Source organism: uncultured Nostoc sp. (assembly GCF_937863485.1).
Classification (GTDB): domain Bacteria; phylum Cyanobacteriota; class Cyanobacteriia; order Cyanobacteriales; family Nostocaceae; genus Nostoc.
In genome coordinates this window covers 1-24,206 of the sequence record NZ_CALMFY010000029.1, presented here as the reverse complement: position 1 = coordinate 24,206, position 24,206 = coordinate 1, and the positions used below count along the sequence as shown (strand labels likewise).

Sequence of the window (24,206 nt, the reverse complement as noted above, 5' to 3'; positions counted from 1 at the left end):
CCTCTTTTTACCAAACTACAAATCTGCCCATCACACAACACCTTGAAAGGGCTACTTCCCCCTAGGGGTACGCTCGATGGAGCCGGCGTCGTAAAGCCTGCGGCATAGCTACGCTTAGGGCACAGCATCTTTGGGAGAGACGCGATTAATCGCGTCTCTCCCAAAGATGCAACTTGAATGCTGATTAGCTTATTCTTTTGTTATCCAGATACTAAGGATGCTTTAGATGGTTGCCCAAATCCAAGAACTTGAAGCCCAGCACTGGGTTAAAACTCGTTCTTCCCTCGACCCTAGCGAGTCCACTTTCCTGATTTGGAAAGGTAAAATTTACGCCTTTATCCCCGGTGAGAAAAGACAACTCCTGTTTAAGATGCTGGGATTGAGTGTTAGCCGATGTATTCCCACAGCAGAAGGTAGCTGGGATTTTACTTCTAGGGAACTGACTTACTATCTCAACCCAAAAACAGATGAGGTTTTGCCCAAATGGGAAAATCCTTGGACAGGCGAGACAGTTCCGGTGATTCACGTTGCCAATAATCCAGTGCAGGGTAAATTCGATGGAAATTTTCCTGCACAAGTAGATGGTGACAGCACAACCTTCGTTTTTGATATATTTCCCTATTACCCCAATCCCTTAGCAGACGATCCAAAATTTGCCGAATACAGCCCAAATCCAATTTATCAGGCAGCCGAATTGTTTAAATTGACTGTGCCAACCGCAGATTTATTCAACACAGCCCTCCCCTCAGTTTCTCAACTCAAACTGAGTTGGGATAGGATTGGTCAATGGCTTCCCTGGATGAAAATGGGCGATCGCCCCGGTAATCTGATCTACAGTGCTGTTGGCAGCAAAGTCAATGGTTTAACAGAACTGCCCCCACTGCTGCAAGACGAAATTAATAACCGTATTCCTCTATATAAAAAAGCCCCAAAAGCATTGACAGATGGAGAAGATATGACTTCTTGGTTGTATTTCCAAAAGCACTTTCAAGCTTACTTGGCTGGTGAAATCTTCCCGCTTCCCCAAGCAGAAGAATCGGACAAATAGTTGGTTTTGTTAATGGAGGTCAAAACAGGACAGGCGATCGCATTTATCAAGGTGAGTTGTACGCTATCTATATTATGGAGAAGTACCAGCGCCAAGGTTTAGGATATCGCCTGATCTCCACCGTAGCAACAAGGCTGCTCCAGTCAGGTATTAGTTCAATGTTAGTGTGGGTTTTAGCTGATAGATAATCCCGCTTGCGGGTTCTATCGAAGCCTTGATGGTCAGCAGGTGAACCAAAAGCAAATCGAGATTACAGTGCAACTGGTTGAAGTTGCATACGGTTGGAGGGACACGCGAAAAGGGATAATTTAGAATTTGGTGACTATATCTATATATAGATATAGTGTTATTTTGCGATCGCTAATAAATTTTAGATTCAGTAAACCACAAACTTTTAAAAACCAACGTAAAAACAGGGGTTTCAGCCATCGGGAATTAGGAGTATTCACCATTGGTTTTAAAGGAATCTTAGAGCGATGTCTACAACGGGCTATGACGCTCGTTCGCGCCAGCGTGCCGTAGGCAAGACTCGCTCTAAGCGAAGCCATGCCGCAGGCTTTACGCAACTCTTGGAGACGCTGCGCGTAGCAAGATCCCCGTAGGGGTACGCTATCGGCGTCGCTTAAAGGTAGCTAGGTGTATCGTCTGAAATGCTCAACAAAACGTTGTTTTGTGATATCCGTAGATTTCAGTGAAATGTCCGCTTGATAAGGCTTCTAAAAAACTTTTTGGTTCACTGAGATTAGACCTCTTGCATAAATCAAAAGCCCTCACCCTAAATCCCTCTCCCATCCTTGGGAGAGGGACTTTGAAATTGCCTCCCCTTCTCCCAATTTTGGGAGAAGGGGTTGGGGGTTGAGGGTAGTTTTGCATTCGTGCAAGAGGTTTATTGTTCAATCCAAAATCTAAAATCGTTCGACTGAGCGTAGCCGTACCCCTATGGGGATCTTGCTACGCGTAGCGTTCCCCAGGAAAGTCTAAAATCTAAAATTCTTCTGCCTCCTTCAATTAAATTTCGCCTCTTGACCTGAACAATCAAATAGATGTAAACCTAACCGTTGGGAAAGTTCTTCACACACTTTTACCCCCCGCACACTGTTACCACGCACATCCAGCAGCGGCGAAAAAACTCCAATGCCCATCTTATTGGGTACAACGGCGATAATCCCACCACTAATACCGCTTTTCGCCGGAATACCAATTTTATAAGCCCACTCACCTGCAAAGTTGTACATGCCACAGGTATACATAACACTCAGAATATCTTTGATGTAATGCTTATTTACCGCCTGTTCTTTGGTTATCGGGTTAATACCTCTGTTAGCAAGGGTAGCCGCCATCACCGCTAAGTCTTGGCAATTCACCATCACAGCACACTGCTGGAAATAAAGATCCAGCGCTTCTTCAATGTTCCGGTCAATCATCCCAAAGTTGAGCATCAGATGCGCCATTGCGCGGTTGCGATGCCCTGTACTCCGTTCTGAGGTAAAAACTGAAATATCAACGAACACATCGCGGCCAATATATCGCCGGAACATATCTAGCATCCGGTTGAGGCGTTCAGTTGGGCCGAAACCTCTGATTAAGCTGGTGGTGGCGATCGCTCCAGCATTTACCATTGGGTTATAAGGTCGCTTTGATTGCTCATCCAAAATAATCGCGTTGAATGCATCCCCTGTCGGTTCCACGCCAACTCTAGTCAAAACGTAATCCAGTCCATGATCTTCTAAAGCAAGTCCATAAGCAAACACCTTGGAAATTGACTGAATGGTAAAGAGTTGCTCGTAGTCCCCAACTTTGTAAACCTGACCATCTACTGTCACAATGCAAATGCTGAACAATTCCGGGTTGGCCTTTGCCAGTTCCGGAATGTATTTCGCTACTGCACCCTCCCGCAGTAACTTGTACTGGGAATGCAACTCGTTGAGAACAGCTAATAATGGCGATGGATCTATTTCTAAATCTCCTTGATTTGCTTGGCTTGTCATCAGGCTGATAGCATTTCCCAAATTACCTAGTATATAGGAATCTTATTTGATTTTTGAATAAGCTCCGTACATCTGTAAAGTGTCGAAATCAAAGATAGTGTGTCTAATAAATGCGATCGCAACCCTAATTAAAAAATTGGAATCATAATCTTGCCAGAAATACAAAATTGGAACCATGAACTTGCCAAAAAAGATAACCTTAAGATTTTAGGACTAGTACCGCAAGGCGGAAGTCAAAAATCAAAAGTCAAAAGTCAGCCCCTTTGGGGAAGTCAAAGGTCAAAGGTCAACAATTAGAACCCAAAGTCAAAATCCTTTTTTTGACTTTTGACTTTTAACTTTTGACTTCGAGCAAAGCGAGTGGGCTTTTTCAGGTTTTTAAATGGTTGCTCTATTTGCGCCGTGTTTTACTAGCCCTTTTAAGGTGAGCATATGTACTATCAACGTTTTTACGGCATTTCAGGCATTGGCTGGAATTGAACAAAGAATTTATCCATTAAACTCCTCTTATTTTGGACTGTAAATTAAGCGATGCCTACGGCGGGGTACGCCTACGCCTCAGCCAAAATACCAAAATTGGGTTAAAATGTCATTTTTCTCGTAGTACAAACGTTCTGCCTGGAAAGGGCACAGCCCTACATCTCTACAGTTGAAAAGACAGCTTGCTCTGAAAAATCATTTTTGAGCAACTACTTAAGGCAACCAATCACTCTTGTTTTTTTTAATACATTGCAAATTTAATCTTCAAGCGATCGCCAAGATTTACTAATTTTTTTATAATTAATCACAAAAAATATTAAGTTGAGTATCCTCTTTTTTTTATACTCAGCAATACTGTAGCATTAAGTTACATTTATTACTAAATTTAGTCTAGTTATGGAGAATCAAAGTCATGATTAATCTCAGTAGAAAAAACTTTGAAAAAAGATATTAAACTCAAACTAATTTGCATAATTATTTCAGATGTAACTCTTATCACGACTTATTCATAGGTAAATCTAAATATTTAATTAAATAAGTTATTTTAAGTATTTATGCTGATGCCATTTCATTGAAGTTATTATATTAGGGTTTAATCGTAAATAGTCGATAGAGATGTTATCTATAATACAATGGTCGTTGCGAGCCTTTAGAAGCGATGTGAATCGGGTATCGTTACTTTGGTGTGCAATAAATGTAAAGTTTTTTTAAGAAAATTTTGACTTACATTAAAAAGCGTTACATAGCCAAAGTCCCCATTTGAGAAAGGTTTCGCCCTTGAAATTGGAATTTAAATTGAATCAAGTTGCCAATTATTACGCTAAAACCCTGATCCCCAAGCTAAAAGGTTCATGCTAGTCTGTTGCAGTTATCAAAAAAAAAGTGAAGACGGAACGAGTTCGAGTTATCAGGAGGGAAGTCACTCTCACTAGTGAAAAATCCCGCAAGTTATAAAACTTAAGTTCTACAGTCGCTTTAAAAACGGACGCATGAATCAAAGACATTTGTGGATTATTGTTACCCTGTCTATGGCTGTTTTGGGCATACCCTCAGTCGGTTGCACTCAAACCATCAAGGGAAATGCGCTAGCTTCCCAAAAATCGTCTGCCCCTGATGTGGTGAAGGTGGGAGAGTACCAATCCAGAGCAGGGAAACAAACCTTGGATGCTGTGATTACACAAATTCATCCTCACAACATTGGAGGACGTAAGGCAGCAACCCTTTTTATCCGAAATATACCTGTTCTCACCTTTTTGAGTTCTCTACCAGATACGAGCGTTGAAACTAAAAAAGTTGGGGCAATTGGAGATAATGGGGGCGTACAATCGTACGCCCTTATTGCTAGCAATTCACCAAAGACGGTGAGTACTGGGAACTTAACGCATGTGAGTAACCAGATTAGCTCTGTTGACAATGATCCGGTTCAGATAGCTGGTGTAATAGCAGCTAAGATCAACCAGTTGAATCGAGAAAATGTGGACGGGAGTAAGATTACCGTAAGTTGGAAAGCAGGGGGCGAATCTACTGCTAATCAAGCGCAAAATAAAAGCGCTCCCCTCCAGCAAGATGGCGATCGCTATGTAATCAAAATTAATGGCGAAGAATTTGTCGAAATCAACGAAGATACGCGATTAGCAGGTACTACCAACAATCTGGCGCAAGATGCATTGCAAGCAACCAATCGCCTGCGGAGGCTACTAGGCAATGCATCTCCCTTAAAAGAAATTGCGAATTTACCAGTGCGTCTACCAGTATCAATACCTAAATTCCCAAAACAGATTGCCGTCGGCCCAGTACGAATCTCTTTCGGAGGCATGGCTTCCTATTACGGCTATGATGGTTCTGGTAATCGTACTGCTAGCGGTCAGAGGTTCAATCCAGAAGAAATGACTGCCGCTCATCGCAGCTTACCCTTTGGTACGCAAGTTCGTGTAACTAACACCTACAATGGTCGTTCTGTAGTGGTGCGGATTAATGACCGAGGCCCGTTCATTCGCGGGCGAGTCATTGACCTATCTGCTGGTGCGGCTCGGATTTTGGGAATGATGGGCAGTGGCGTGGCACAAGTGCATATTGAAGTCTTAGAGAAATAATCAAGTGCTGAGTGACTTCGGTGTGAGCGCTCAGTCAAGTGCTGAGTGCTGAGTAGGAAATCTCACTTCTTTACTCAGAACCGGAACTCAGAACTCGCAACTGTTTTGCCCGATCACCAGTTCCGGATTACTTAATTCCCCTAGTTCAACCATCTCTTCCCTCTATTTCAGATATAAACTAGCGGGGGAGGGATCGATAAGAACTAGGGGTATTTTTGTGCGCCTGCTGACAACAGTTGCAGCTTTACGCTGCTATTTAACTAAACGGTGCTCAGAAAACAAGCTGATGGCAGTTACTGAGGATCTGAGACTAGATGAGATGACTAACTGGTATCAGACGGCAGTCGGTCTGGTGCCAACGATGGGGAATTTGCATCAAGGTCATTTAAGCTTGATCCAACGGGCGCGGCAAGAAAATTCTACGGTGATTGTTAGTATTTTCGTCAATCCCCTGCAATTTGCTCCCAACGAGGATTATCAACGCTACCCTCGTACTTTAGAGCAAGACCAACAATTTTGTGAACAAGCTGGGGTAGATGCCATTTTTGCACCAACTCCGGAAGAAATGGCAGTTCCCCACAAAAGTATACAAGAATCAAAGGTTACACAAGTTATCCCCCCATCTGCTATGATAACAGGCTTGTGTGGTCGTTCTCGGCTAGGTCACTTTCAGGGTGTCGCTACGATTGTGACCAAACTTTTCAACTTGGTACAGCCTGACCGTGCCTACTTTGGTCAAAAGGATGGTCAGCAACTGGCAATTATTAAACGCTTAGTAGCTGACTTAAATTTGCCAGTAGAAATTGTTGCTTGTCCAACAGTACGGGAAGCGTCGGGTCTTGCCTTCAGTTCTCGTAATCAATATTTGACTGCAACGGCAAAAGAGCAAGCAGCGGTGTTATATCGCGGCTTGCGACGAGCTGAAGCTGCATTCATTGCAGGCGATCGCAATAGCAACAAGTTGATAGCAGTGGTACAGCAAGAAGTGGCAATGGTCAGCACGGTCTCAGTGGAATATATTGAATTGGTTGAACCGACTACGTTGATGTCTTTAGAAAAAGTTGAGGAGGAAGGAATGTTGGCGATCGCAGCTCGTCTTGGTTCTACACGTTTGATTGACAATACGATATTGCGTGATCGTCAACCTATTATCGCCATTGATGGCCCAGCCGGTGCTGGAAAATCTACAGTGGCGCGTCAAGTGGCAGCAAACCTAAATCTAGTGTATTTAGATACAGGAGCGATGTACCGTGCTGTCACTTGGTTAGTACTGCAAAAGGGGATTGCCATTGACGATGAGTGTGCGATCGCCGAATTAACTAGCCAGTGTAAAATTGAACTTACTCCTACCCAGGATTTAGAATCGACAGTGCGGGTTCGGATTAACGGTATCGATGTTACCCAAGCAATTCGCACGATTGAGGTGACATCTCTTGTATCGGCGATCGCGGCACAAAGCGCTGTCCGTCAAGCATTGGTTAAACAACAGCAAAACTGGGGTAAAAGAGGTGGTTTAGTAGCTGAAGGTCGGGATATCGGTACTCACGTGTTCCCCGATGCCGAAGTTAAAATCTTCTTAACCGCTTCTGTAAGTGAACGCGCCCGTCGCCGCCAGCAAGACTTTAACAAACAAGGTCAACCCGAAGTGAGTTTAGAGCAGCTGGAACACGACATTGCCGAACGTGACTGGAAAGATAGTACACGCAAAGTTTCTCCTTTGCAAAAAGCAACGGATGCGATCGAAGTTCAAACCGATGGTTTAGACGTATCTGAAGTCACAGCACAAATTGTTAACTATTACCAGCAGCGTTTATCTCAGTGGTAATTACCGCTATTTGCTGTTAGTTTTTTAGTTTCAAAGGGTGGTGGGTGAGTGATTATTCACTTACCATCCTCAACACTCCACCCAAAAACAAAATATTAGATAATTTTACTATTGGCTCTCTTCACTGAAAATCAAGCTTTGTATTAGAAATTTTAGATTATTTAAAGATTAAATCATCTCGCTTTCGACTGATTTATTACATCATAATTAATCTTACTAAAGGTAGAAGAATGAAAGCTTCAATTGCTAAATGCTAATTAATTATCAGTCTTTAGTGATGAAATATTAGCCATTTTTATTTATAATCATTAATTACTAGCGATTTGACTTATCACAAAAGTACTTTGTTTTCATCTTCACTTTGGTAGTAGAATGACGATGTTAAGTTTTATGTTCCATAATGAAAGACATAAAACTCTCAAAAACAAAAGCTGCTAATTTCCTAAGCTTCTGCAATAGCTTTCAACTAGAAACCGATAAAGAGAGGATTTCACACAATGGTATTTGTACAAGAACCACTACCCTTTGACATTAATGCTCTAGAGCCATATGGCATGAAAGCTGAGACTTTCGAGTATCACTATGGCAAGCATCACAAAGCTTATGTAGACAACCTGAACAAGCTCACTGAAGGTACTGAACTTGCTGATAAGCCTCTGGAAGAAGTGATCAAAATTTCCTTTAAAGACTCCTCTAAGGCGGGAATCTTCAACAACGCTGCCCAAGTTTGGAATCACACCTTCTTCTGGAATTCTTTGAAACCCGCAGGTGGCGGCGCACCCACTGGTGAAATCGCAGCCAAGATTGATAAAGACTTCGGTAGCTTTGACAAATTCAAGGAAGAATTCTCTAATGCAGCCACAACTCAATTCGGCAGTGGATGGTCTTGGCTGATTGATGATGGTGGTACGCTGAAGGTGATTAAGACACCAAATGCAGAAAATCCACTAGCTCATGGACAGAAGGCACTCCTAACCTTGGATGTTTGGGAACACGCTTACTACATTGACTACAAAAACGCTCGTCCAGCGTTTATCAAGAATTTCCTAGAACAGTTGGTGAACTGGGACTTTGTTGCTGAAAATTTGGCTAAAGCTTAATGAATTGCCAGTTTTGAACTGGCTGCGATGCCTTTTGGCAAGTTGCTTCTCTACGAGAGGCTGCGCCAATGCGTCTACGTAGCTTGTGCCAGATATGTAAAGTAGAAACAATCAGTTAATTGACCAATCTTGTTAGCAGTCACGAACTAGTCTCGTGGCTGTTTTTGGTTAACTGTTGAGGGGATGGGGGAGATCAAGGAGCAAAATCTAGCTTTTCTGAGAATTGCGATTCATTAATTATGACCGGGATAATGCTGTTGGTTTTGTGTCACAAATCGTAAAATAGCATTTGGCTCGTAACTGAAACATACTCTAATTTGCCCCAAGTTAGAGCTAAAAATTTTGAAAACAGCCTCTTAGGAGTAAAAACAATGGTGCAAGCTGTACAACAAGAACTGACACTAGAAAAGGTAAATAAAGCTATTGAGGCAATCCTGAATGTTTTGGATGTTCCCGAACCCGGAAATGATTTACACGCCAAGGCTTTATCTGCCTTTGTAAATGGTGATTACCAAACTGTAAAGCGGTTAGCCTCGACCAATTTATCTGATTGTTATGTTAAGGCACTGGGTTATTTAGGTGGGGCTTTGAAGCTAACGCCAAACACTGACACAATTCTGGCAGAGTCGGCACGGGCAGCGGCTGACTTTGCACGAGAGAGAACATTACGTGAACTTGGAGATGCGTTGGCGAAAGCCTTGTCGTAGACATCGCATCTGCACTTAACTAATAATTTTTCTTAGAGGAAACGCAGAGGCACAGAGAAAAAAAACGAGATTTTTCGAGTCACCTTGAAAGGGCTAGTACCGCAAGGCGGAAGTCAAAAGTCAAAAGTCAAAAGTCAAAAGAAATACGGCGTAAACGTTTCATTGATTTGAAATGGGTTGTTTATTTCCGCCGCACTGTACTAGCAGTTAAAGAAGTAATTGGACAGAATTAATTACACAATGTCATTGCGAGTATAAGCAAGTGAAAGGTACTCCTTCCCAACGGGACACTACGCGAACTCAGAAGCAAGCTATGCATAGCGTCTCTAAGAGTTGCAATTCACTTGCGATTTGAGATTACAACTCTTAGAGGATATTTGAAAAGTTTTAGGCGAATATAATTCGCTACTACACGAAGCTTAGTCTACCTCCTTGGACTAACGAAAAATCAAGGTTTTTTAACCCACGGAGGTGGGTTTTGTCTATGTAGCCAAGCCAGTGCGATCTTCTCCCAAAGGAAGAGGCTGGCGCCTGCCGTAGGATGCCCAAAGGGCTGTAGGGGGTTTCCCCCATAAGCACCTGGCGTGCGACTTCTAGTCGCCCAGGCGAGTAACAATTTAGACTTTTAAAACAACCTCTTAGAGGATGTTTGAAAAGTCCTCGCCACTTAATAGTTCAGATGAACTATAAATTACAAATAAAAAGGGAGATGAAAAATTGTCTACGAAAGTTGATACCCTGATCAAATATAGATTTTATTAAATTCCAGCAAATGTCAAATAATCAGCTAACGGGCAGTAGTAAAGAACTAGCGCAATACATCGAAGCAACGAATAGCATCTCTAAACCTTGGCTATTGGTACAACTGCGCCTCAAAAAATTGCAAGAGCGTCGAGCCACCCTTACAAACGATGTCTATACCAAAGAATTAGAAGATATTTACCAAGACTTGATGAATTTGGGGGAATGGTGGCGCGGTATTGAAGATGAGGTATTTTAAAGTCAGGAGTTATGAGTTTTCCTAACTCCTAACTCCTAACTCTTAACTTAAAACGCAACCTGATGCCTCAAGCTCTCGATCAAGTCGATTACGATACTCTCGATGCCGCAAAGCGACGCTTCATTGATGCCGCAAAACGCACACTTGGCTTTGCAAGCGCTTATGGGATCGTGCCCGCATCGGGTCTCGGAGCAAGCGCTAACACTTTCAACTTTAACCTCGCTCCGTTTCTGGAGGCAGGGGCTAGAGAACTTTCTATGACACTTGTCCCCGAAGGACTGGGCACCGCAGACGATACCCGCCCTGACGACCTCTGTGAAGAAGAGCTTCGACGATTCTGGTGGAACATTGGTATCAAGATCATCTCGTGTCTGACGAACGACGCCGCAACCTCAGGTATGCAGACTCTACTTCTTGGTCTCTATCTGCCGTCAAGCACTCCTGAAACAATCTTCACCCCCGCCTTCCTTGATGGGTTTCTTGATGGAGTGGTCGAGGGGTGCAAACGAGTGGGCTGCGTTTACCTCTCAGGGGAAACTCCTCAACTAAAAACTAAGATGATTCCAGGTCGGCTCGACATTGCAGGCTCCGTCTTTGGAGTTATGCCGCCTGGTGTTGCTCCCATTGATAGCTCACGTCTGGATGCTGGAAATACCATTGTTCTCGTCGAGAGTTCGGGGCCCCATGAGAACGGCTTTACCCCAATGCGAAAGCTTGCCCAGTCGCTCCCTGATGGCTATAGAACAAAACTTCCGAGTGGGCAGGAGTTCTGGGAAGCGATGAATGCCCCGTCGTATCTCTACACACCACTTGTGCAGGCGGTGCTTGGCGAGGGAATTTGTCCCACCGCGATGGAGAATATCACTGGACATGGATGGCAGAAGCTGATGCGATCGGTGAAGCCGTTACGGTACGTGATCGAAACGATGCTCCCAGTGCCGGAGATATTTACGTTTGTTGAGGGTCATCTTGAGGGCGGGGCAGCGACGATGCTTTCCGTATTCAATTACGGTGCCGGATTTGCATTCTATACAGAGTCGGAGCAGGATGCAGAGAGAATCGTCATTCTCGCAAGAGAACATAAGTTAACCGCCGTGATTGCCGGAAGGGTTGAAGCGTCCCTTGCCCGTGAGGTGGTGGTAGAACCCCTTGGAGTCACCTTGAAGGGAGAGTCTTTTGGGATTGCGCGCGGGGTATAATCAGCCGCAAGCGATCGCTAGTTTTCTTCGAGCTATTGTAGACTCACTTATGCGATGCCTGCGGCGGGCTACGCCTACGCTGAAGTCATGACTAGATTAGATAATTCCATGGAAATACTGGAATAAGTAGTGTTATTTTATACACTGTTTATAGTTACGTTTAGGCTGATTATAGAAAATTATTCTACTAAGTCTTTAAAAATAAGTCATTCAGCACAAATAGGATAAGCGGATTTGTAAAATTTGCATGTAATATTATTTACTACTTATTCATAAGGTAGTCCAAATTACCCCTTACCACTGAGGTTAAGATTTGCTAACCTAGTCTTAACATATTGAAAAATTTGCTGAGAAAGCTGAGAAAGTAGCCACCAACACTATATTTATAGTGTTGGAGATTTCTTATCTATAAATGGGGCGTTTTAGTGTGTTAAGAAAATATATTTTTATTCAGAGGGGGTTATGGCTGTAAATTTGGCCCGAACTACTGCTTCTGTAGAACTTTTGAAGCAAGTATTCCAGAACATTGATGCACAAAGTTGTCCAAGGTTATTCAACTTTCATATGCACACTGTCTACTCAGATGGGAGGTTGCAGCCGAGTGGATTGATGGAGCAGGCGATCACTATTGGGCTAAAAGGGTTAGCCATCACCGATCATCATGGTATTATCGGCTATCAAGCGGCCCTTGCTTGGTTGGAAGACTGGAAGTGGAATAATCCTGGTGCAAGTACTCCTTACCTGTGGAGTGGCGTGGAAATCAATGCCAACCTTTTGGATATAGAAGTTCACATTTTGGCTTATGCTTTTGGAACAGAACACCCTAGTATGAAACCCTATCTGCAAAGAAGGGCGACTACAGGCAAAGAATATCAGGCAAGTAACGTGATTGCCGCTATTCATGAAGCTGGGGGATTGGCAGTTCTGGCTCATCCAGCTCGTTACAAGCGATCGCATTTTGACTTAATTCCAGCTGCGTCCCAAAAGGGTATCGATGGTGTGGAAACTTTCTACGCCTACAATAACCCTAACCCCTGGAAACCCAGCGCTTTGGAATCAGAACAAGTGCAAAAGTTGGCTGATGAATACTTTCTTTTCAATACTTGTGGTACTGATACTCACGGTTTGAGTCTGCTACAACGTTTGTAAAAATGAATCCATTTTTTTCAACTCTCCTGGTTCAATCTGCCAGGAGGTTATTATATTTTGGATTTTGGATAATGGAATTGACCCCATGCATTAATGCACTTGCTGTGGATGATGAAATTTTTTCATTTCTCTCGCGCCTCAAGTCGCTTGCTCTGGAACCTTTTTTTAGATTCTAGATTTTAATTTAATCCAAATTCTATTATCTAAAATCTAAAATTGTCTCGGTTATTCTATTTTGGATTTTCGATTAGTCAAGCCGACTATTCATTAAAGGACTATAGTCGATTCTTCGTGGGAATCACAATCATCGAGAAATAGGGGACTTTGGCTGGATCAACTTCATCCAGAGGTACGATGCGTTGCTGTGACGTTGATGCCCGCTCAATATATCTTGCTCGTGATGCTAGCCCTAATTTATGTAGAATATCCCGCACTTTGGTAAAGTGGCGACCTAGTTTCATAATTGCTGCTGCATCAGTCATCAGCAGATGTGTAGTCAGTTCTTCTGCTGGCAATGGGGCGGGTAGGACTGTGAGAATATCGGTGTAGTAGGTGAAAGGTACACCCAAGGCTACCGGACAAGCCATCAGCGAGGAAACTCCGGGGACGACTTCTGTTTGGTACTGATCAGATAACCGCGTGAACAGGTACATGAACGAGCCATAGAAAAATGGGTCACCCTCACATAGCACCACGACATCTCGACCCGCTGCTAAATGGTCGGCAATTGGTTCAATTTCCTTGTCGTAAATAGACTTTGCCTTTTCTGGCTCTAAGGCGCGGGGAAGGTGAAATAGCACCTCAATTTGATTGCCAGGAAGATACTGCGCCACGATCGCTCTAGCGATACTCTCTTTATCTATTGCTGATTGATAGGCTACCACGGGAGCCGCACGTAATAATCGCAGCGCTTTCAGAGTCAATAGTTCTGGATCGCCTGGCCCGACACCAATTCCATAGAGACGACCTTTGGTTTTCATATTCATTCTTCCTCCGTTGCCAAGGCGTTAACTGCTGCTGCGGCGATCGCACTCCCACCGCGCCGACCATGTAAGGTTAAAAATGGTACATTCCTACTATCTGCTACCAGTGCTGCTTTCGATTCGGCTGCACCGACAAACCCAACAGGAAAGCCTAAGATAATAGCAGGTTTGTCAGCTACTTCATCAAGCATTTCTAAGAGTCTAAATAGTGCTGTAGGTGCATTGCCAATTGCGATAACTGCTCCTTGGAGGTGCGATCGCCATAATTCCAGGGCTGCCGCCGACCTTGTAGTACCCAGACGCTGGGCAATTTCTGGCACTTCTGGCTCATTGAGGGTACAAATAACTTGATTGTTTGCAGATAACCGCCGTCTGGTAACGCCATCGGCAACCATCCGGCAATCGCACAGAATCGGCGCTCCTGCTGCTAGTGCTGCCCTTGCGGATTGCACCGCTGTTGGTGAATATCCTAAGTCAGTGACAATATCTGTCATCCCACAGGCATGGATGAGACGTACAGCAACTTTTGCTACATCCGTTGGTAGCACATCTAGGTTCGCTTCTGACCGGATGATTGCAAAGGAATTACGGTAAATTTCGTTGGCATCTCGAATGTAGTCGGGCATTCAATTTGGGATTTTAGATTTTGGATTGATTTGTTTAATATAGATATTCCCTTTTGATTGGAAGAATACCTAATTTAATTAACCGCAGAGGCGCAGAGAACACAGAGAACACAGAGAAAGAGAAACAGAGGAATTGGGTAATCTTGCACTGTGAAGCGAGTAATCAATCATCTGTATTTATTTGTGTGCATCTGTGGTTCCATTTTCTAAATATTTATTAAATAATTGCTGTAATTGTGCTAGGGGATATCGATTAGCAAATTTCCCAAAGGACTGATCAGAATTTAGGCGTTGAATTTTATATACATATAGCATCCGCTCTATTAATGCAGGTAGTTCGGCAAAAGTCACATATTGATATAGTTCACGTCCGAATTTCTGCTTACTGTCACCAACATAAACGTGATAGCCCTCCACAGTTCCATTGTCCGTCTCAATGCTGACACCGAGCAGAGTAATATCACTCTTGCTATGCTGGGCGCAGGATTTTTCGCAGCCACTGAAGTGGATATTAACTGGGCAATCCAGAATGACGCGAGTTTCAAGATATTCTGCTAATGCCAACGCATGACTTTTGGTGTCCGTGGCAGAAGCGGCGCAACCCTTCTTACCAGAACATGCAACTAATGCACTCTTGATGTTGGTTGCAGAAGAATTTAATCCTAATAAAGCAATTTCACTTTGGAGATCGCCAAGCCATTGCTGAGGAATATCTGTTAGCAGTAAATTTTGCCAGGGGGTTAACCGAAGAGTGCCGCTACCATATTTTGCTGCTAAATCTGCCAAACCCCATATCTGCCTACTCTCCAATCGTCCCAGAGGTAACACGATACCAATGTAAAATAAGCCTTTTTGACGTTGAGGATGGATGCCAATATGCTGATACTTCCCATCTCCTTGTAAAAGAGTAGAGAATTCCTCCCCCAACGCTTGTAGGGTTGGGGGTTCGGGGATTAGGTCTTTTCTTGTTTCACTGTACAAAAGAGGGAAAGATAGACGCTGCTGAACTTCCTGGAGATAATTTTCACAACCCAACGTATTCAATAACTCTAAGAGACGTAGCCGCCGCTTACTCGTAGTATGACTATGAGCTAGATAAACATCTGCCAAAGCTGCCAAGACGGGCAAACATTCCTCTGGTGGTAACAAAATTCCTATATCGCTAGGCGGTTGACCTTTTGTGCCTACACTGAGATAGAGGCGGAAGTAAACATTACCATCAAGTAAAACAGCGGCAAATAGGATATCATTCAAGCGATCGCCGACTCGAATTATCCCACCACCATCAAAGCAAACGCTAAATTTTGCCGACAGTCCCGAAAGCGCCGAATGTGCAGCAATATAATTATCCCAAGCTTGGACAAAAGGGCGAGTGTCAATTAATTCCTGCGGGTCGATACCAGCAGTTGGACTGGTCATAATATTGCGGATGTGGTCTACAACAGTGTTGCCAGAACCCAATCCCATATCCTGTAAGAGCTTCAGAACTTCAGCATTTATCCCGGTGCGAATTTCGCGGATTTGGAGGTTAGCTCGATTAGTCACATCCACATAGCCGCCACCGTGCTGCTCTGCTATGTGTGCGATCGCACGGCACTGCTGACTACTAATAATTCCACCCGGTATTCTAATCCGAGATAATATCCCATCTGCGGCGGGTGTAGCATAAAACAAGCCAGGACAAGTGGCAAATCCAGAAACCAAACTTGGAACTCCTTCCCCGTGCAACGCAGGGAGTAGACGGTGAGTGTATCCTGAGGACATCTTGAGAGTTGGCATTCTGACTTGGGTGATCCCATCACAGCTGCGGCACAGTCCCGGAATTTCACCGGAGTTTCCCAACTCCAAGCTCTAGTAATTTAGCACGAGATGGTAGTCATAAAATTTAATACTTCATATTTTGAATCAGCCTATCTACCACCAAAGTTGTGAGTTCGAGGCTCATGTAGTATAACTGCCTAATTAGCTTCATAAAAAACCTCTCCCTGGTTTTACTACGCAAAACCCTCTCTCTCCGAATCGGAGAGGGACAGACTTGAACGATTCAAGGCAGGGAGAGGTTTGTTGAACTCACGCTGACAGAGTTAACCGTAGTTCACCAAGCGATTGAGAACAAGAAATCTAAGAAACTAAATTATTTAGAACACAATCTTATGGCTGTAAGTAGGGGAATTCCACTTCATCATTGGAGTTGCGATCGCAAAATCTTGCATCTGTTGGTAGAAGAAGCGATGGCTAGAGATTACAATTTTACAATTAAGCTATTCAAAAACATAATTTTGAGCCACTTTCCAATAGCGCGAGAACCGCTTCAGGTCAATATAGCCGTCATACTCAAAAAATGGCTCTACTTCTAGCACTTCCACTGCAATAGAACCCTCCATTTGATTGCAGATATCATCAAACCGGGGACTGGGACTGTTGGCTGTGACGACTAAATTCGCATCATGTTCTTGAGCAAAAGCTAAAATTTCTTGTGCCACATCACCACGACGGATAACAACGGGTAACTCTAGCAAGCATTCGTAGATAAAAGTGAGGCGTTTAAGACTCAGTTGCCATTCTTTTATCAAAGCCTCGTCCCAAACCCAGATAGCTGGGGCATCGGAGTATTTTTGCAGTACAGGGTTGTATGGACTGAGGCAATCTCCATGTACCCAAACAATTGGTTTACTCATTAGATTTTGGTTTTGTTTCCTGTTAAAAGGCAAAAAATCTTAGTACAGTATTTGATTAATTCGTAGCGAATTAAATTTAGCAATAGCAATGCTAATGCATCCCTCTGCAATGCCAATGTGTCCCTCTGCAATGCCAATGTGTCCCTCTACAATGCCAATGTGTCCCTCTACAATGCCAATGTGTCCCTCTACAATGCCAATGCGTTTCTCTACAATGCCAATGCGTTTCTCTACAATGCCAATGCGTCCCTTTGCATTTAAAAACGCGACAAATGTTATGCTGACATTTACTTAGCGCCGCTTCTTCCCACGCTGCCAACTTTGGCTATTGGCTTGTTGACTAAATTCCCCTTTAGGAAAAAGTCGCTGTTCTAATTCTTCATAACTACCTTCAAAATCACAATGACCGTAAAGCGGACATTTCTGGCAATAAACGCTTTTGGTGTAGCGTTCTAAGTTTTCACGGTTGAAAAAATACGGTTTATGACTAAAGGTGCTGGCAACCCACTGCCATGACATATTATTGCTAGCAGGATCTCCATCTAAAAGGTGTTCGAGAAACCACTTGGCTCCTGTTTGCCAACTAATACGCCGCCAATGGACAATGTAAGCCGCTAGCCACATCCGGGCGTGGTTATGTAGATAGCCAGTTTCTTTTAAGTCACGGCTAAAGCTGTCGATGCAAACTCTGCCTGTGGTTCCTTGTCTGATATCTTGCGGCAATTCCGGTGCATATTCATCCACAGTGTAACCAGTTTTGTACTCTTCCTGGTCTTTCCAGATTCCATCCCCTAACTTGACATACAACCGTTGCCAGTAGTCGCGCCAACCTAACTCGTTAATTAGTTTCGTAGCATCGTTTTGCTGTACCCGTTCAAGGACATAATCTCGAATTTCTCCCAAACTCAAAACGCCATAGCGGATATAAGGCGAAAGTCGTGTCACAGCACCTGTGACAAAATTACGTGTTTGCGCGTAGCCTAGTGGGTCGATTTTTTGCAGTACTTCTTCTGCCGCTTTGCGTCCTCCCTGAGTTTCGCTGATGTGGCGATCGCGTTTTGCTGCATCTGAGAATTGTTCGCTGAGGTAGGCTACCAACTCATCGCGGTTGGTAAATTCGCGTTGCATATCTTTAGGCATATGAACTTTGAAGGGTGAGAATAAATAAACAAAAATACCTGTAGGCTAAGTCATTATTATCGCGGATAAACACAAGCGATCGCTCTCAACCTTATGAGAGAACTTTTTTTATAGTAAGCAAAGATGAATCAGTGCGTAGGCTAGCAAGAACCGCAGGCATCGCTTTGATACCGATTTTCTCCAGGTTATCAGTAAATAAAGCTAAAATATCAGATAAATCTGTCATTTTTAGAGACGATGAGCCTGTGCATCAATCCTAACTGCCAAAATACTGACAACCCTGATAATCTACTGCGCTGTCAAAGCTGTGGCTCTGAATTGCTATTGGACGCTATCGGGTAACTCGTTTAGTGAGCGATAAAGGTGGCTACGGCGACATTTATGAAGTTAGAGAGCGCAGTGGTATCCCCAAAGTTTTAAAAGTTCTTAAGGAAGATAAGAAAAATGATGCTAAGGCTATAGAACAATTCCAGCGAGAAGCTGAAGTTTTAAGTAAGCTTAATCATCCAGGTATTCCACAAGGGGAAGAATATTTCACGTTTTTTCCTATGAATATTCAACCGCCAGTGTATTGTTTAGTAATGGAGAAAATTGAGGGAGAAAATTTACATGAGTGGCTACAAAAAAGAGGCAATCGCCCCATTAGTGAAAAGCTTGCAGTTGATTGGTTAAACCAACTGGTAAACACATTGCATGAAGTACATCAACAGCAACTGATTCATCGAGACATTAAACCGTCTAACATCATGCTTCAACCAAATGGGCAATTGGTGTTAATCGACTTTGGTATCGCAAGGGCAATTAGTCAAACATACGAACAAAAAAAATTGGCTGGACAGGGCACAAGAGTAGTTAGTGATGGTTACTCGCCTTTAGAGCAAGCTACTGGAAGTGCTGTTTCGCAGTCAGATTTTTTTGCCTTAGGTCGTACTTTTGTCCATCTTCTAACAGGAATACATCCTTTTGACCTATGCGATCAATATAACCATGATATATACACCGATGAGTTAGAGGATTGGCGACAAAAAGCCCCTAAAATTTCTGCCTCGCTAGCAGATTTGATAGATAAACTGATGTCACGTCCAATTAATAAGCGCCCAGCCGATAACCAGGTAATTTTACAAAAGTTAGCAGAAATTTCTGAGACTTTATATCCTCCCAAATTATATCATTCAAAGTCGTATAACCAAATATCTACAGTCAATAACCCAAGAATTTTTCTAGAATACACTCTTGGAAGTTGGTACTCTGGTCACTCTGGCTGGATTAATTCAATAGCTATTAGCCCAGATGGACAGACTTTAGTTAGTGCCAGCAATGATAAGACAATTAAAGTATGGAATCTTAAGAATGGAGAGGAAATTTTTACTATTACTCCAGATACAGACACAGTTAAGTCTCTGGTAATTAGTCCAGATGGATATTCTTTAGTCAGTGGTAATATCAATGGAGTAATACAAGTATGGAATATAACTACAGGCAAAGAAATTCACACTTTTGCTGGGCATGGGTACGAGGTTTTTGCTCTAATAATCAGTCCAGATGGGCAAACCTTGTTCAGTGGCAGTAGTGATATTAAAGTATGGAATCTAAATAATGGAGAGCTAGTTCGCACTCTTAGCATACATTCAGGGCCAGTATTGACTATAGCAATTAGTCCAGATGGGAAAACCCTTGTTAGCGGTAGTGAGGACAAAAGTATTAAGATATGGTCAATTTGTACTCTCACTGGGCATTTAGCTAGTATCAGTTCTTTAGCAATCAGCCCAGATGGAAAAACTGTGGTTAGTGGCAGCCATGATAAAACTATTAAAGTATGGAATATGAACTCAAAAGAAGAAAGTTTTACCCTTACTGGGCATTTAGGTGTTGTTAATTCTGTGGCAATAAGTCCAGATGGCCAAACTTTGGTTAGTGGCAGTAGTGACGAAAAGATTAAACTTTGGAATTTAAGCACTGGTGAAGAAATTTATACTCTCACTGGGCATTCAGATGCTGTTACATCTTTGGTATTTAGCCCAGACGGACAAACCCTAGTTAGCAGTAGTCGGGACTCTACAATCAAAGTATGGCAAATACAATAGCTTCAAACTAAGAACACAGCCCTATTGACGCTAATCTGAACACTGCCGATAAATTCATCACACGAGTAAATCAGATTACTCGCTCAATATATGTACAATTCTAAAGCTATGTCTACGACGGGCTATTCAACGTCGCAATCTCTCACACCGCATCATGAGCAACATTCCCCAAGTCGGACAACCAGCACCAGATTTCTCCATTGCTGACCAAAATGGCAATTCAGTCACTCTCGACGACCTCAGCAGTCAGTGGATTGTCTTCTACTTCTACCCCAAAGATGATACACCGGGCTGTACCACCGAAGCAAAAGATTTCACCGAGTTGGATCAAGACTTCAACGCACTGGGAGCAAAAATCTTAGGCGTAAGTCCAGATTCGGGTAAGTCCCATTGTAAATTTATCACCAAACATAACTTGTCAATCACCCTTTTAAGTGACCCAGAACATCTTCTGACAGAAGCCTATGGCGCTTGGCGATTGAAAAAATTTATGGGCAAAGAATATATGGGTGTTGCTCGCTCAACCTTTCTAATTTCACCTGATAAAATTATTGTCTATGCTTGGCCTAATGTAAAAACCAAAGGTCATGCTCAGGCAGTTTTAACTAAATTACGGGAATTAGCAGCCATGTAAACTTAACTAGATGTGGGTGTAGTTGTAGCAATGTTACCTGAATCATACAGCAGAATTCAAAATTTAGGAGTAAAACAGGCTTAATACCTGGCTTTGAGACTTAGTTTGTGTACTTCATTAACTAAATCAGTAACGCTATCATCAAAGTAACAACCTAAACTGCTCGTAAATTATAGCAAATTCAAAAATTGATCTTAAACCCTGACTTAAATCCTAATAGTTATACTGCATCTTTTAAATGAATTATGGTTCAATTTATCCAAGCACAAAATGTCGGGCTTGCCTTTTTGGAGAAAAAATTTAGTCTCAAACTAGCCGAAGATGAGGCATTCTTCACAGAATGGTTTGAAAAATTACCGGAAATTACAGATTTAGAAAAGCAAGATTTAGACAGAGTAAAACTTCATTTCCTCCGTTTAGTCAAGCGTCCTCCTTTGTCAGAAGAAACGGTGAAGTTAGTAGTTTTATCTCCTTTACTCAATTTAGCTGGATTTTATGATGAGCCTTTTTATATGAGAGGCGAGCAATCAATAGAAATTTATGCCGAAGATGAAGGAGAAGTTATTAGAGGTAGAATTGATTTTTTAGTAATTCAAGAACAATTATGGTTGTTAGTAATTGAATCTAAAAGGTCTAGCTTTTCTCTTTTATAAGCTGTACCTCAAGCACTTGTTTATATGCTGGCTAATCCTAGTGAAGACAAACCTACTTTTGGATTAGTAACCAATGGTAGTGATTTTATTTTCCTGAAACTTACCACAGTAAATCAGCCAAAGTATGCTATGTCTGACCAATTTACACTTTTGAAACGAAAAAGTGAACTATATCAAGTTCTAAGTGTATTAAAAAATTTAAGTCAAATTTTGAGTTAATTTATGTCTATTCGTCCTATCTACCTTGATTGCCATGCTACTACACCCGTAGATGAACGGGTATTAGCAGCAATGCTCCCCTACTTCACAGAACACTTTGGCAACCCATCCAGTATTAGCCATATTTATGGTTGGGAAACAGAAGCTGCTGTCAAACAAACGCGAGAGATTTTAGCAGCAGCAATCAACGCCACACCAGAAGAAATTGTTTTTACGAGTGGTGCAACAGAAGCGAATAATTTAGCTATTAAAGGTGTTGCCGAAGCTTATTTTAAAAAAGGTCAGCATATTATTACTGTTGCCACTGAACATAGTGCAGTTATTGATCCTTGCAATTATTTAAAAAGTCTCGGTTTTGAAATTACTATTCTCCCTGTCCAAAAAGATGGATTGATTGATTTAGCTGAGTTAAAAAAAGCTTTCCGTCCTGAGACGATTTTGGTATCGGTGATGGCTGCAAATAACGAAATTGGTGTGTTGCAGCCATTAGCAGAAATTGGCGAAATGTGTCATGAACACAATATCATTTTCCACACCGATGCCGCCCAAGCTATTGGTAAAATTCCCTTGGATGTGCAAGCGATGAAAATTGACTTGATGTCTTTAACAGCACACAAAGTCTATGGTCCAAAGGGCATTGGGGCGCTGTACGTCCGCAGGCGCAACCCCAGAGTGCAACTGGCTCCTCAGCAGCACGGCGGCGGACATGAACGGGGGATGCGTTCTGGGACATTGTATCCACCGCAGATTGTCGGCTTTGGGAAAGCTGTAGAAATCGCTTTGGCAGAACAAGCCACAGAAACCCAACGCCTCACCCAGTTAAGGCAAAGCTTGTGGGAACAGCTTTCCCAAGTTGAAGGAATTCATCTTAACGGACATCCCCAAGAGCGATTGGCGGGAAACTTGAATATCAGTGTTGAGGGAGTGGATGGAGCCGCACTTTTGCTAGGATTGCAGCCAGTAATGGCGGTTTCTTCTGGTTCTGCTTGCTCATCGGCAACCACTGCACCCTCCCATGTTCTCACAGCACTGGGACATTCAGAACAGCTAGCTTATGCCTCTGTGCGGTTTGGTATTGGCCGGTTTAATACCCAAGAGGAAATTGATATTGTGGCGAAACATACGATCGCTACCATTCAAAGTTTACGCAATCCCTCTTTTATGGATTCTCCCGTAAAAAAGCGCCAATCTGATCTAGCTCCTGCTGATTGAGGCGAAACTCTCCAGCCCCGATAATTCCTTCCACCTGCTTGGGATTGCGTCCACCAACGATCGCCCCAGTCAGCGCCGGATTGTTTAAAGTCCAAGCGATCGCCACTTCACCAGGGGAGCGATCGTGTTGTTCACCAATGTGCTGCAACACCTCCACCAGCTTCAAATTACGAGATAGACGTGGCTCCTGAAATTCACTATTCTTTTTGCGCCAATCATCATCTGGGAAATTAGCAACCCGCTCAGGTGTCATCTTTCCTGTAAGCAAGCCAGATTGCATAGGTGAATAAACAATCACACCGATGTTGTTTTCCTTACAAAAAGGCAGAATCTCTTTTTCGACATCGGGTTTAACCAGTGAATAAGGCGGTTGCAATGAGGTAACTGGTGCAATCTCCTGGGCACGTTTCAACTGTTCTACATTGAAGTTTGAAACTCCGATATAGCGAACCTTGCCCTCATCCTTGAGCTTGGCCAAAGTCGTCCAGCCTTCTTCAACTTCTGAGTCAGGGTTGGGCCAGTGAATCTGGTAGAGGTCGATAGTTTCAATATCGAGTCGGCGCAGACTAGCTTCAACCTCCCCCCGCAGAGAATCCGCCTTCAGGCTATTACCAATTTTGCGCTTTTCATCCCAGATCATTGAGCATTTGGTGAAAATGTAGGGGCGATTAGATCGACCTTTGAGCGCCTTAGCAACAACCTCCTCAGAATGCCCCAGACCATAAACAGCTGCGGTGTCAATCCAATTAACACCGAGGTCGAGAGCGTGATTGATCGCTGCGATCGATTCCTGGTCATCCTGCTCTCCCCAACCAAAAGCCCATCCACCTCCACCGATCGCCCAGGCTCCAAAGCCGATTGGGGTAATGTGAAGCTCCGAATTGCCGAGCTGTTTGGTTTGCATATCTAGCTTATCCAAAAATTTTTGAGTCAATTGCTAGTCTATGCTGCAAATATCTTCTCAACCGCTATCTGAGGTGTGAATGACTATTGGTGGAAACACGACATAATCACTACTTGTGTAGATTACTAAATCCTGAATGTTGTGTTGTTCCTTACTTCTTGTACACTAGTACCGCAAGGCGGAAGTCAAAAGTCAAAAGGAGCCAGTGCGTTGGGCGGCTCTGCCGACTTGAAGCAACTGGCGTTCAAAAGTCAAAAGTATTATGGAATGGGCTTTTTAGGGATTTTAAATGGCTGCTCTATTTACGCCGTGGTGTACTAGTACACTGTGGCGGAAAACAAGGGGATGCCCCTTGTTTTGTCTGGTTAAATTGAGATAAACCTCATCTATGTTGAGAACCGTAGTTTTTGCTCTCACCCTAAATCCCTCTCCCCATACTTGGAAGAGGGACTTTTTTCCGGCTCCCCTTCTCCCAAATTTGGGA

22 protein-coding genes, 1 pseudogene and 1 riboswitch are annotated in these 24,206 nt (G+C 43.1%); of the genes and pseudogenes, 14 read left to right on the top strand and 9 right to left on the bottom strand.

All coding sequences use genetic code 11. The annotated features are described in order from the left end of the window. Positions 1 to 226: 226 nt before the first annotated feature. Together Q0541_RS04405 and Q0541_RS34300 are read left to right on the top strand one after the other, a co-directional pair. A complete protein-coding gene (locus Q0541_RS04405) occupies positions 227 to 1,048 on the top strand; it encodes a DUF1838 domain-containing protein (RefSeq protein WP_298906073.1) in 822 nt (273 codons plus the stop codon). Next, the gene (locus Q0541_RS34300) at positions 1,036 to 1,236 is read left to right on the top strand and encodes a GNAT family N-acetyltransferase (RefSeq protein ID WP_366941807.1); all 201 of its coding nucleotides are present in this window, start codon (positions 1,036 to 1,038) and stop codon (positions 1,234 to 1,236) included. The genes Q0541_RS04405 and Q0541_RS34300 overlap by 13 nt, the downstream gene beginning before the upstream one ends. A gap of 120 nt (positions 1,237 to 1,356) precedes the next feature. On the opposite strand, the gene Q0541_RS04400 is transcribed toward Q0541_RS34300, so the two are convergent. Next, on the bottom strand, positions 1,357 to 1,596 hold the full coding sequence (locus Q0541_RS04400) for a hypothetical protein (RefSeq protein ID WP_298906070.1): 240 nt from the start codon (positions 1,594 to 1,596) through the stop codon (positions 1,357 to 1,359). Between the two features lie 456 nt (positions 1,597 to 2,052). Then, a complete protein-coding gene (gene glsA / locus Q0541_RS04395; protein ID WP_298906067.1) occupies positions 2,053 to 3,036 on the bottom strand; it encodes a glutaminase A in 984 nt (327 codons plus the stop codon). Positions 3,037 to 4,505: 1,469 nt separating this feature from the next. On the opposite strand from glsA, the gene Q0541_RS04390 reads away from it, so the two are divergent. The 7 genes from Q0541_RS04390 (at position 4,506) to Q0541_RS04360 (ending at position 12,589) form a co-directional block, all read left to right on the top strand. Continuing rightward, positions 4,506 to 5,609: a septal ring lytic transglycosylase RlpA family protein gene (locus Q0541_RS04390; RefSeq protein ID WP_298906064.1), complete on the top strand. Its 1,104-nt coding sequence runs from the start codon at positions 4,506 to 4,508 to the stop codon at positions 5,607 to 5,609. A 217-nt stretch (positions 5,610 to 5,826) separates the two neighbouring features. Next, positions 5,827 to 7,434, top strand: a complete 1,608-nt coding sequence (locus Q0541_RS04385) for a bifunctional pantoate--beta-alanine ligase/(d)CMP kinase (protein ID WP_298906061.1) — start codon at positions 5,827 to 5,829, stop codon at positions 7,432 to 7,434. A gap of 497 nt (positions 7,435 to 7,931) precedes the next feature. Continuing rightward, on the top strand, positions 7,932 to 8,534 hold the full coding sequence (locus Q0541_RS04380; protein ID WP_298906058.1) for a superoxide dismutase: 603 nt from the start codon (positions 7,932 to 7,934) through the stop codon (positions 8,532 to 8,534). Positions 8,535 to 8,905: 371 nt separating this feature from the next. Continuing rightward, a complete protein-coding gene (locus Q0541_RS04375) occupies positions 8,906 to 9,241 on the top strand; it encodes a hypothetical protein (protein WP_273765021.1) in 336 nt (111 codons plus the stop codon). A gap of 772 nt (positions 9,242 to 10,013) precedes the next feature. After that, positions 10,014 to 10,241: a hypothetical protein gene (locus Q0541_RS04370; protein ID WP_298906049.1), complete on the top strand. Its 228-nt coding sequence runs from the start codon at positions 10,014 to 10,016 to the stop codon at positions 10,239 to 10,241. Positions 10,242 to 10,303: 62 nt separating this feature from the next. After that, a complete protein-coding gene (locus Q0541_RS04365; protein ID WP_298906046.1) occupies positions 10,304 to 11,440 on the top strand; it encodes an AIR synthase related protein in 1,137 nt (378 codons plus the stop codon). Positions 11,441 to 11,902: 462 nt separating this feature from the next. Next, positions 11,903 to 12,589 (top strand): PHP domain-containing protein, encoded by a 687-nt coding sequence (locus tag Q0541_RS04360; RefSeq protein WP_298906044.1) that lies wholly within the window; start codon positions 11,903 to 11,905, stop codon positions 12,587 to 12,589. Positions 12,590 to 12,864: 275 nt separating this feature from the next. On the opposite strand, the gene Q0541_RS04355 is transcribed toward Q0541_RS04360, so the two are convergent. From Q0541_RS04355 to Q0541_RS04335, 5 genes are all read right to left on the bottom strand, one after another. Then, a complete protein-coding gene (locus Q0541_RS04355; protein ID WP_298906041.1) occupies positions 12,865 to 13,569 on the bottom strand; it encodes a precorrin-2 C(20)-methyltransferase in 705 nt (234 codons plus the stop codon). 2 nt (positions 13,570 to 13,571) lie between these two features. Continuing rightward, the gene (locus Q0541_RS04350) at positions 13,572 to 14,198 is read right to left on the bottom strand and encodes a precorrin-8X methylmutase (RefSeq protein ID WP_298906039.1); all 627 of its coding nucleotides are present in this window, start codon (positions 14,196 to 14,198) and stop codon (positions 13,572 to 13,574) included. Between the two features lie 177 nt (positions 14,199 to 14,375). Beyond that, positions 14,376 to 15,977: a precorrin-3B synthase gene (gene cobG / locus Q0541_RS04345; RefSeq protein ID WP_298906036.1), complete on the bottom strand. Its 1,602-nt coding sequence runs from the start codon at positions 15,975 to 15,977 to the stop codon at positions 14,376 to 14,378. Continuing rightward, a riboswitch (cobalamin riboswitch) is annotated at positions 15,955 to 16,079 on the bottom strand. Its footprint overlaps the gene before it by 23 nt. 380 nt (positions 16,080 to 16,459) lie before the next feature. Further along, a complete protein-coding gene (locus Q0541_RS04340; protein ID WP_298906035.1) occupies positions 16,460 to 16,876 on the bottom strand; it encodes a hypothetical protein in 417 nt (138 codons plus the stop codon). Between the two features lie 291 nt (positions 16,877 to 17,167). Further along, complete coding sequence (locus Q0541_RS04335) at positions 17,168 to 18,016, bottom strand: FAD-binding domain-containing protein (protein WP_298906032.1); 849 nt, start codon at positions 18,014 to 18,016, stop codon at positions 17,168 to 17,170. Positions 18,017 to 18,253: 237 nt separating this feature from the next. On the opposite strand from Q0541_RS04335, the gene Q0541_RS34295 reads away from it, so the two are divergent. From Q0541_RS34295 to Q0541_RS04315, 5 genes and pseudogenes are all read left to right on the top strand, one after another. Beyond that, positions 18,254 to 18,358: a 4-Cys prefix domain-containing protein gene (locus Q0541_RS34295; protein WP_366941806.1), complete on the top strand. Its 105-nt coding sequence runs from the start codon at positions 18,254 to 18,256 to the stop codon at positions 18,356 to 18,358. 8 nt (positions 18,359 to 18,366) lie between these two features. Further along, complete coding sequence (locus Q0541_RS04330; protein ID WP_298906029.1) at positions 18,367 to 20,100, top strand: serine/threonine-protein kinase; 1,734 nt, start codon at positions 18,367 to 18,369, stop codon at positions 20,098 to 20,100. 154 nt (positions 20,101 to 20,254) lie between these two features. After that, positions 20,255 to 20,734, top strand: coding sequence for a thioredoxin-dependent thiol peroxidase (gene bcp, locus Q0541_RS04325; protein WP_298906025.1), 480 nt, complete (start codon positions 20,255 to 20,257; stop codon positions 20,732 to 20,734). A gap of 245 nt (positions 20,735 to 20,979) precedes the next feature. Continuing rightward, positions 20,980 to 21,606, top strand: a pseudogene (locus tag Q0541_RS04320) (type I restriction endonuclease). A gap of 3 nt (positions 21,607 to 21,609) precedes the next feature. Beyond that, entirely contained in the window at positions 21,610 to 22,818 is a 1,209-nt protein-coding gene (locus Q0541_RS04315) for a cysteine desulfurase family protein (RefSeq protein WP_298906022.1), read from the top strand. Here the strand turns inward: Q0541_RS04315 and Q0541_RS04310 are convergent. Next, entirely contained in the window at positions 22,766 to 23,722 is a 957-nt protein-coding gene (locus tag Q0541_RS04310) for an aldo/keto reductase (RefSeq protein WP_298906019.1), read from the bottom strand. The two genes, Q0541_RS04315 and Q0541_RS04310, sit on opposite strands and share 53 nt — an antisense overlap. Positions 23,723 to 24,007: 285 nt before the next feature. Then, positions 24,008 to 24,206: hypothetical protein (locus Q0541_RS04305; protein ID WP_298906016.1), on the bottom strand; the 199-nt coding region annotated here is incomplete at its 5' end.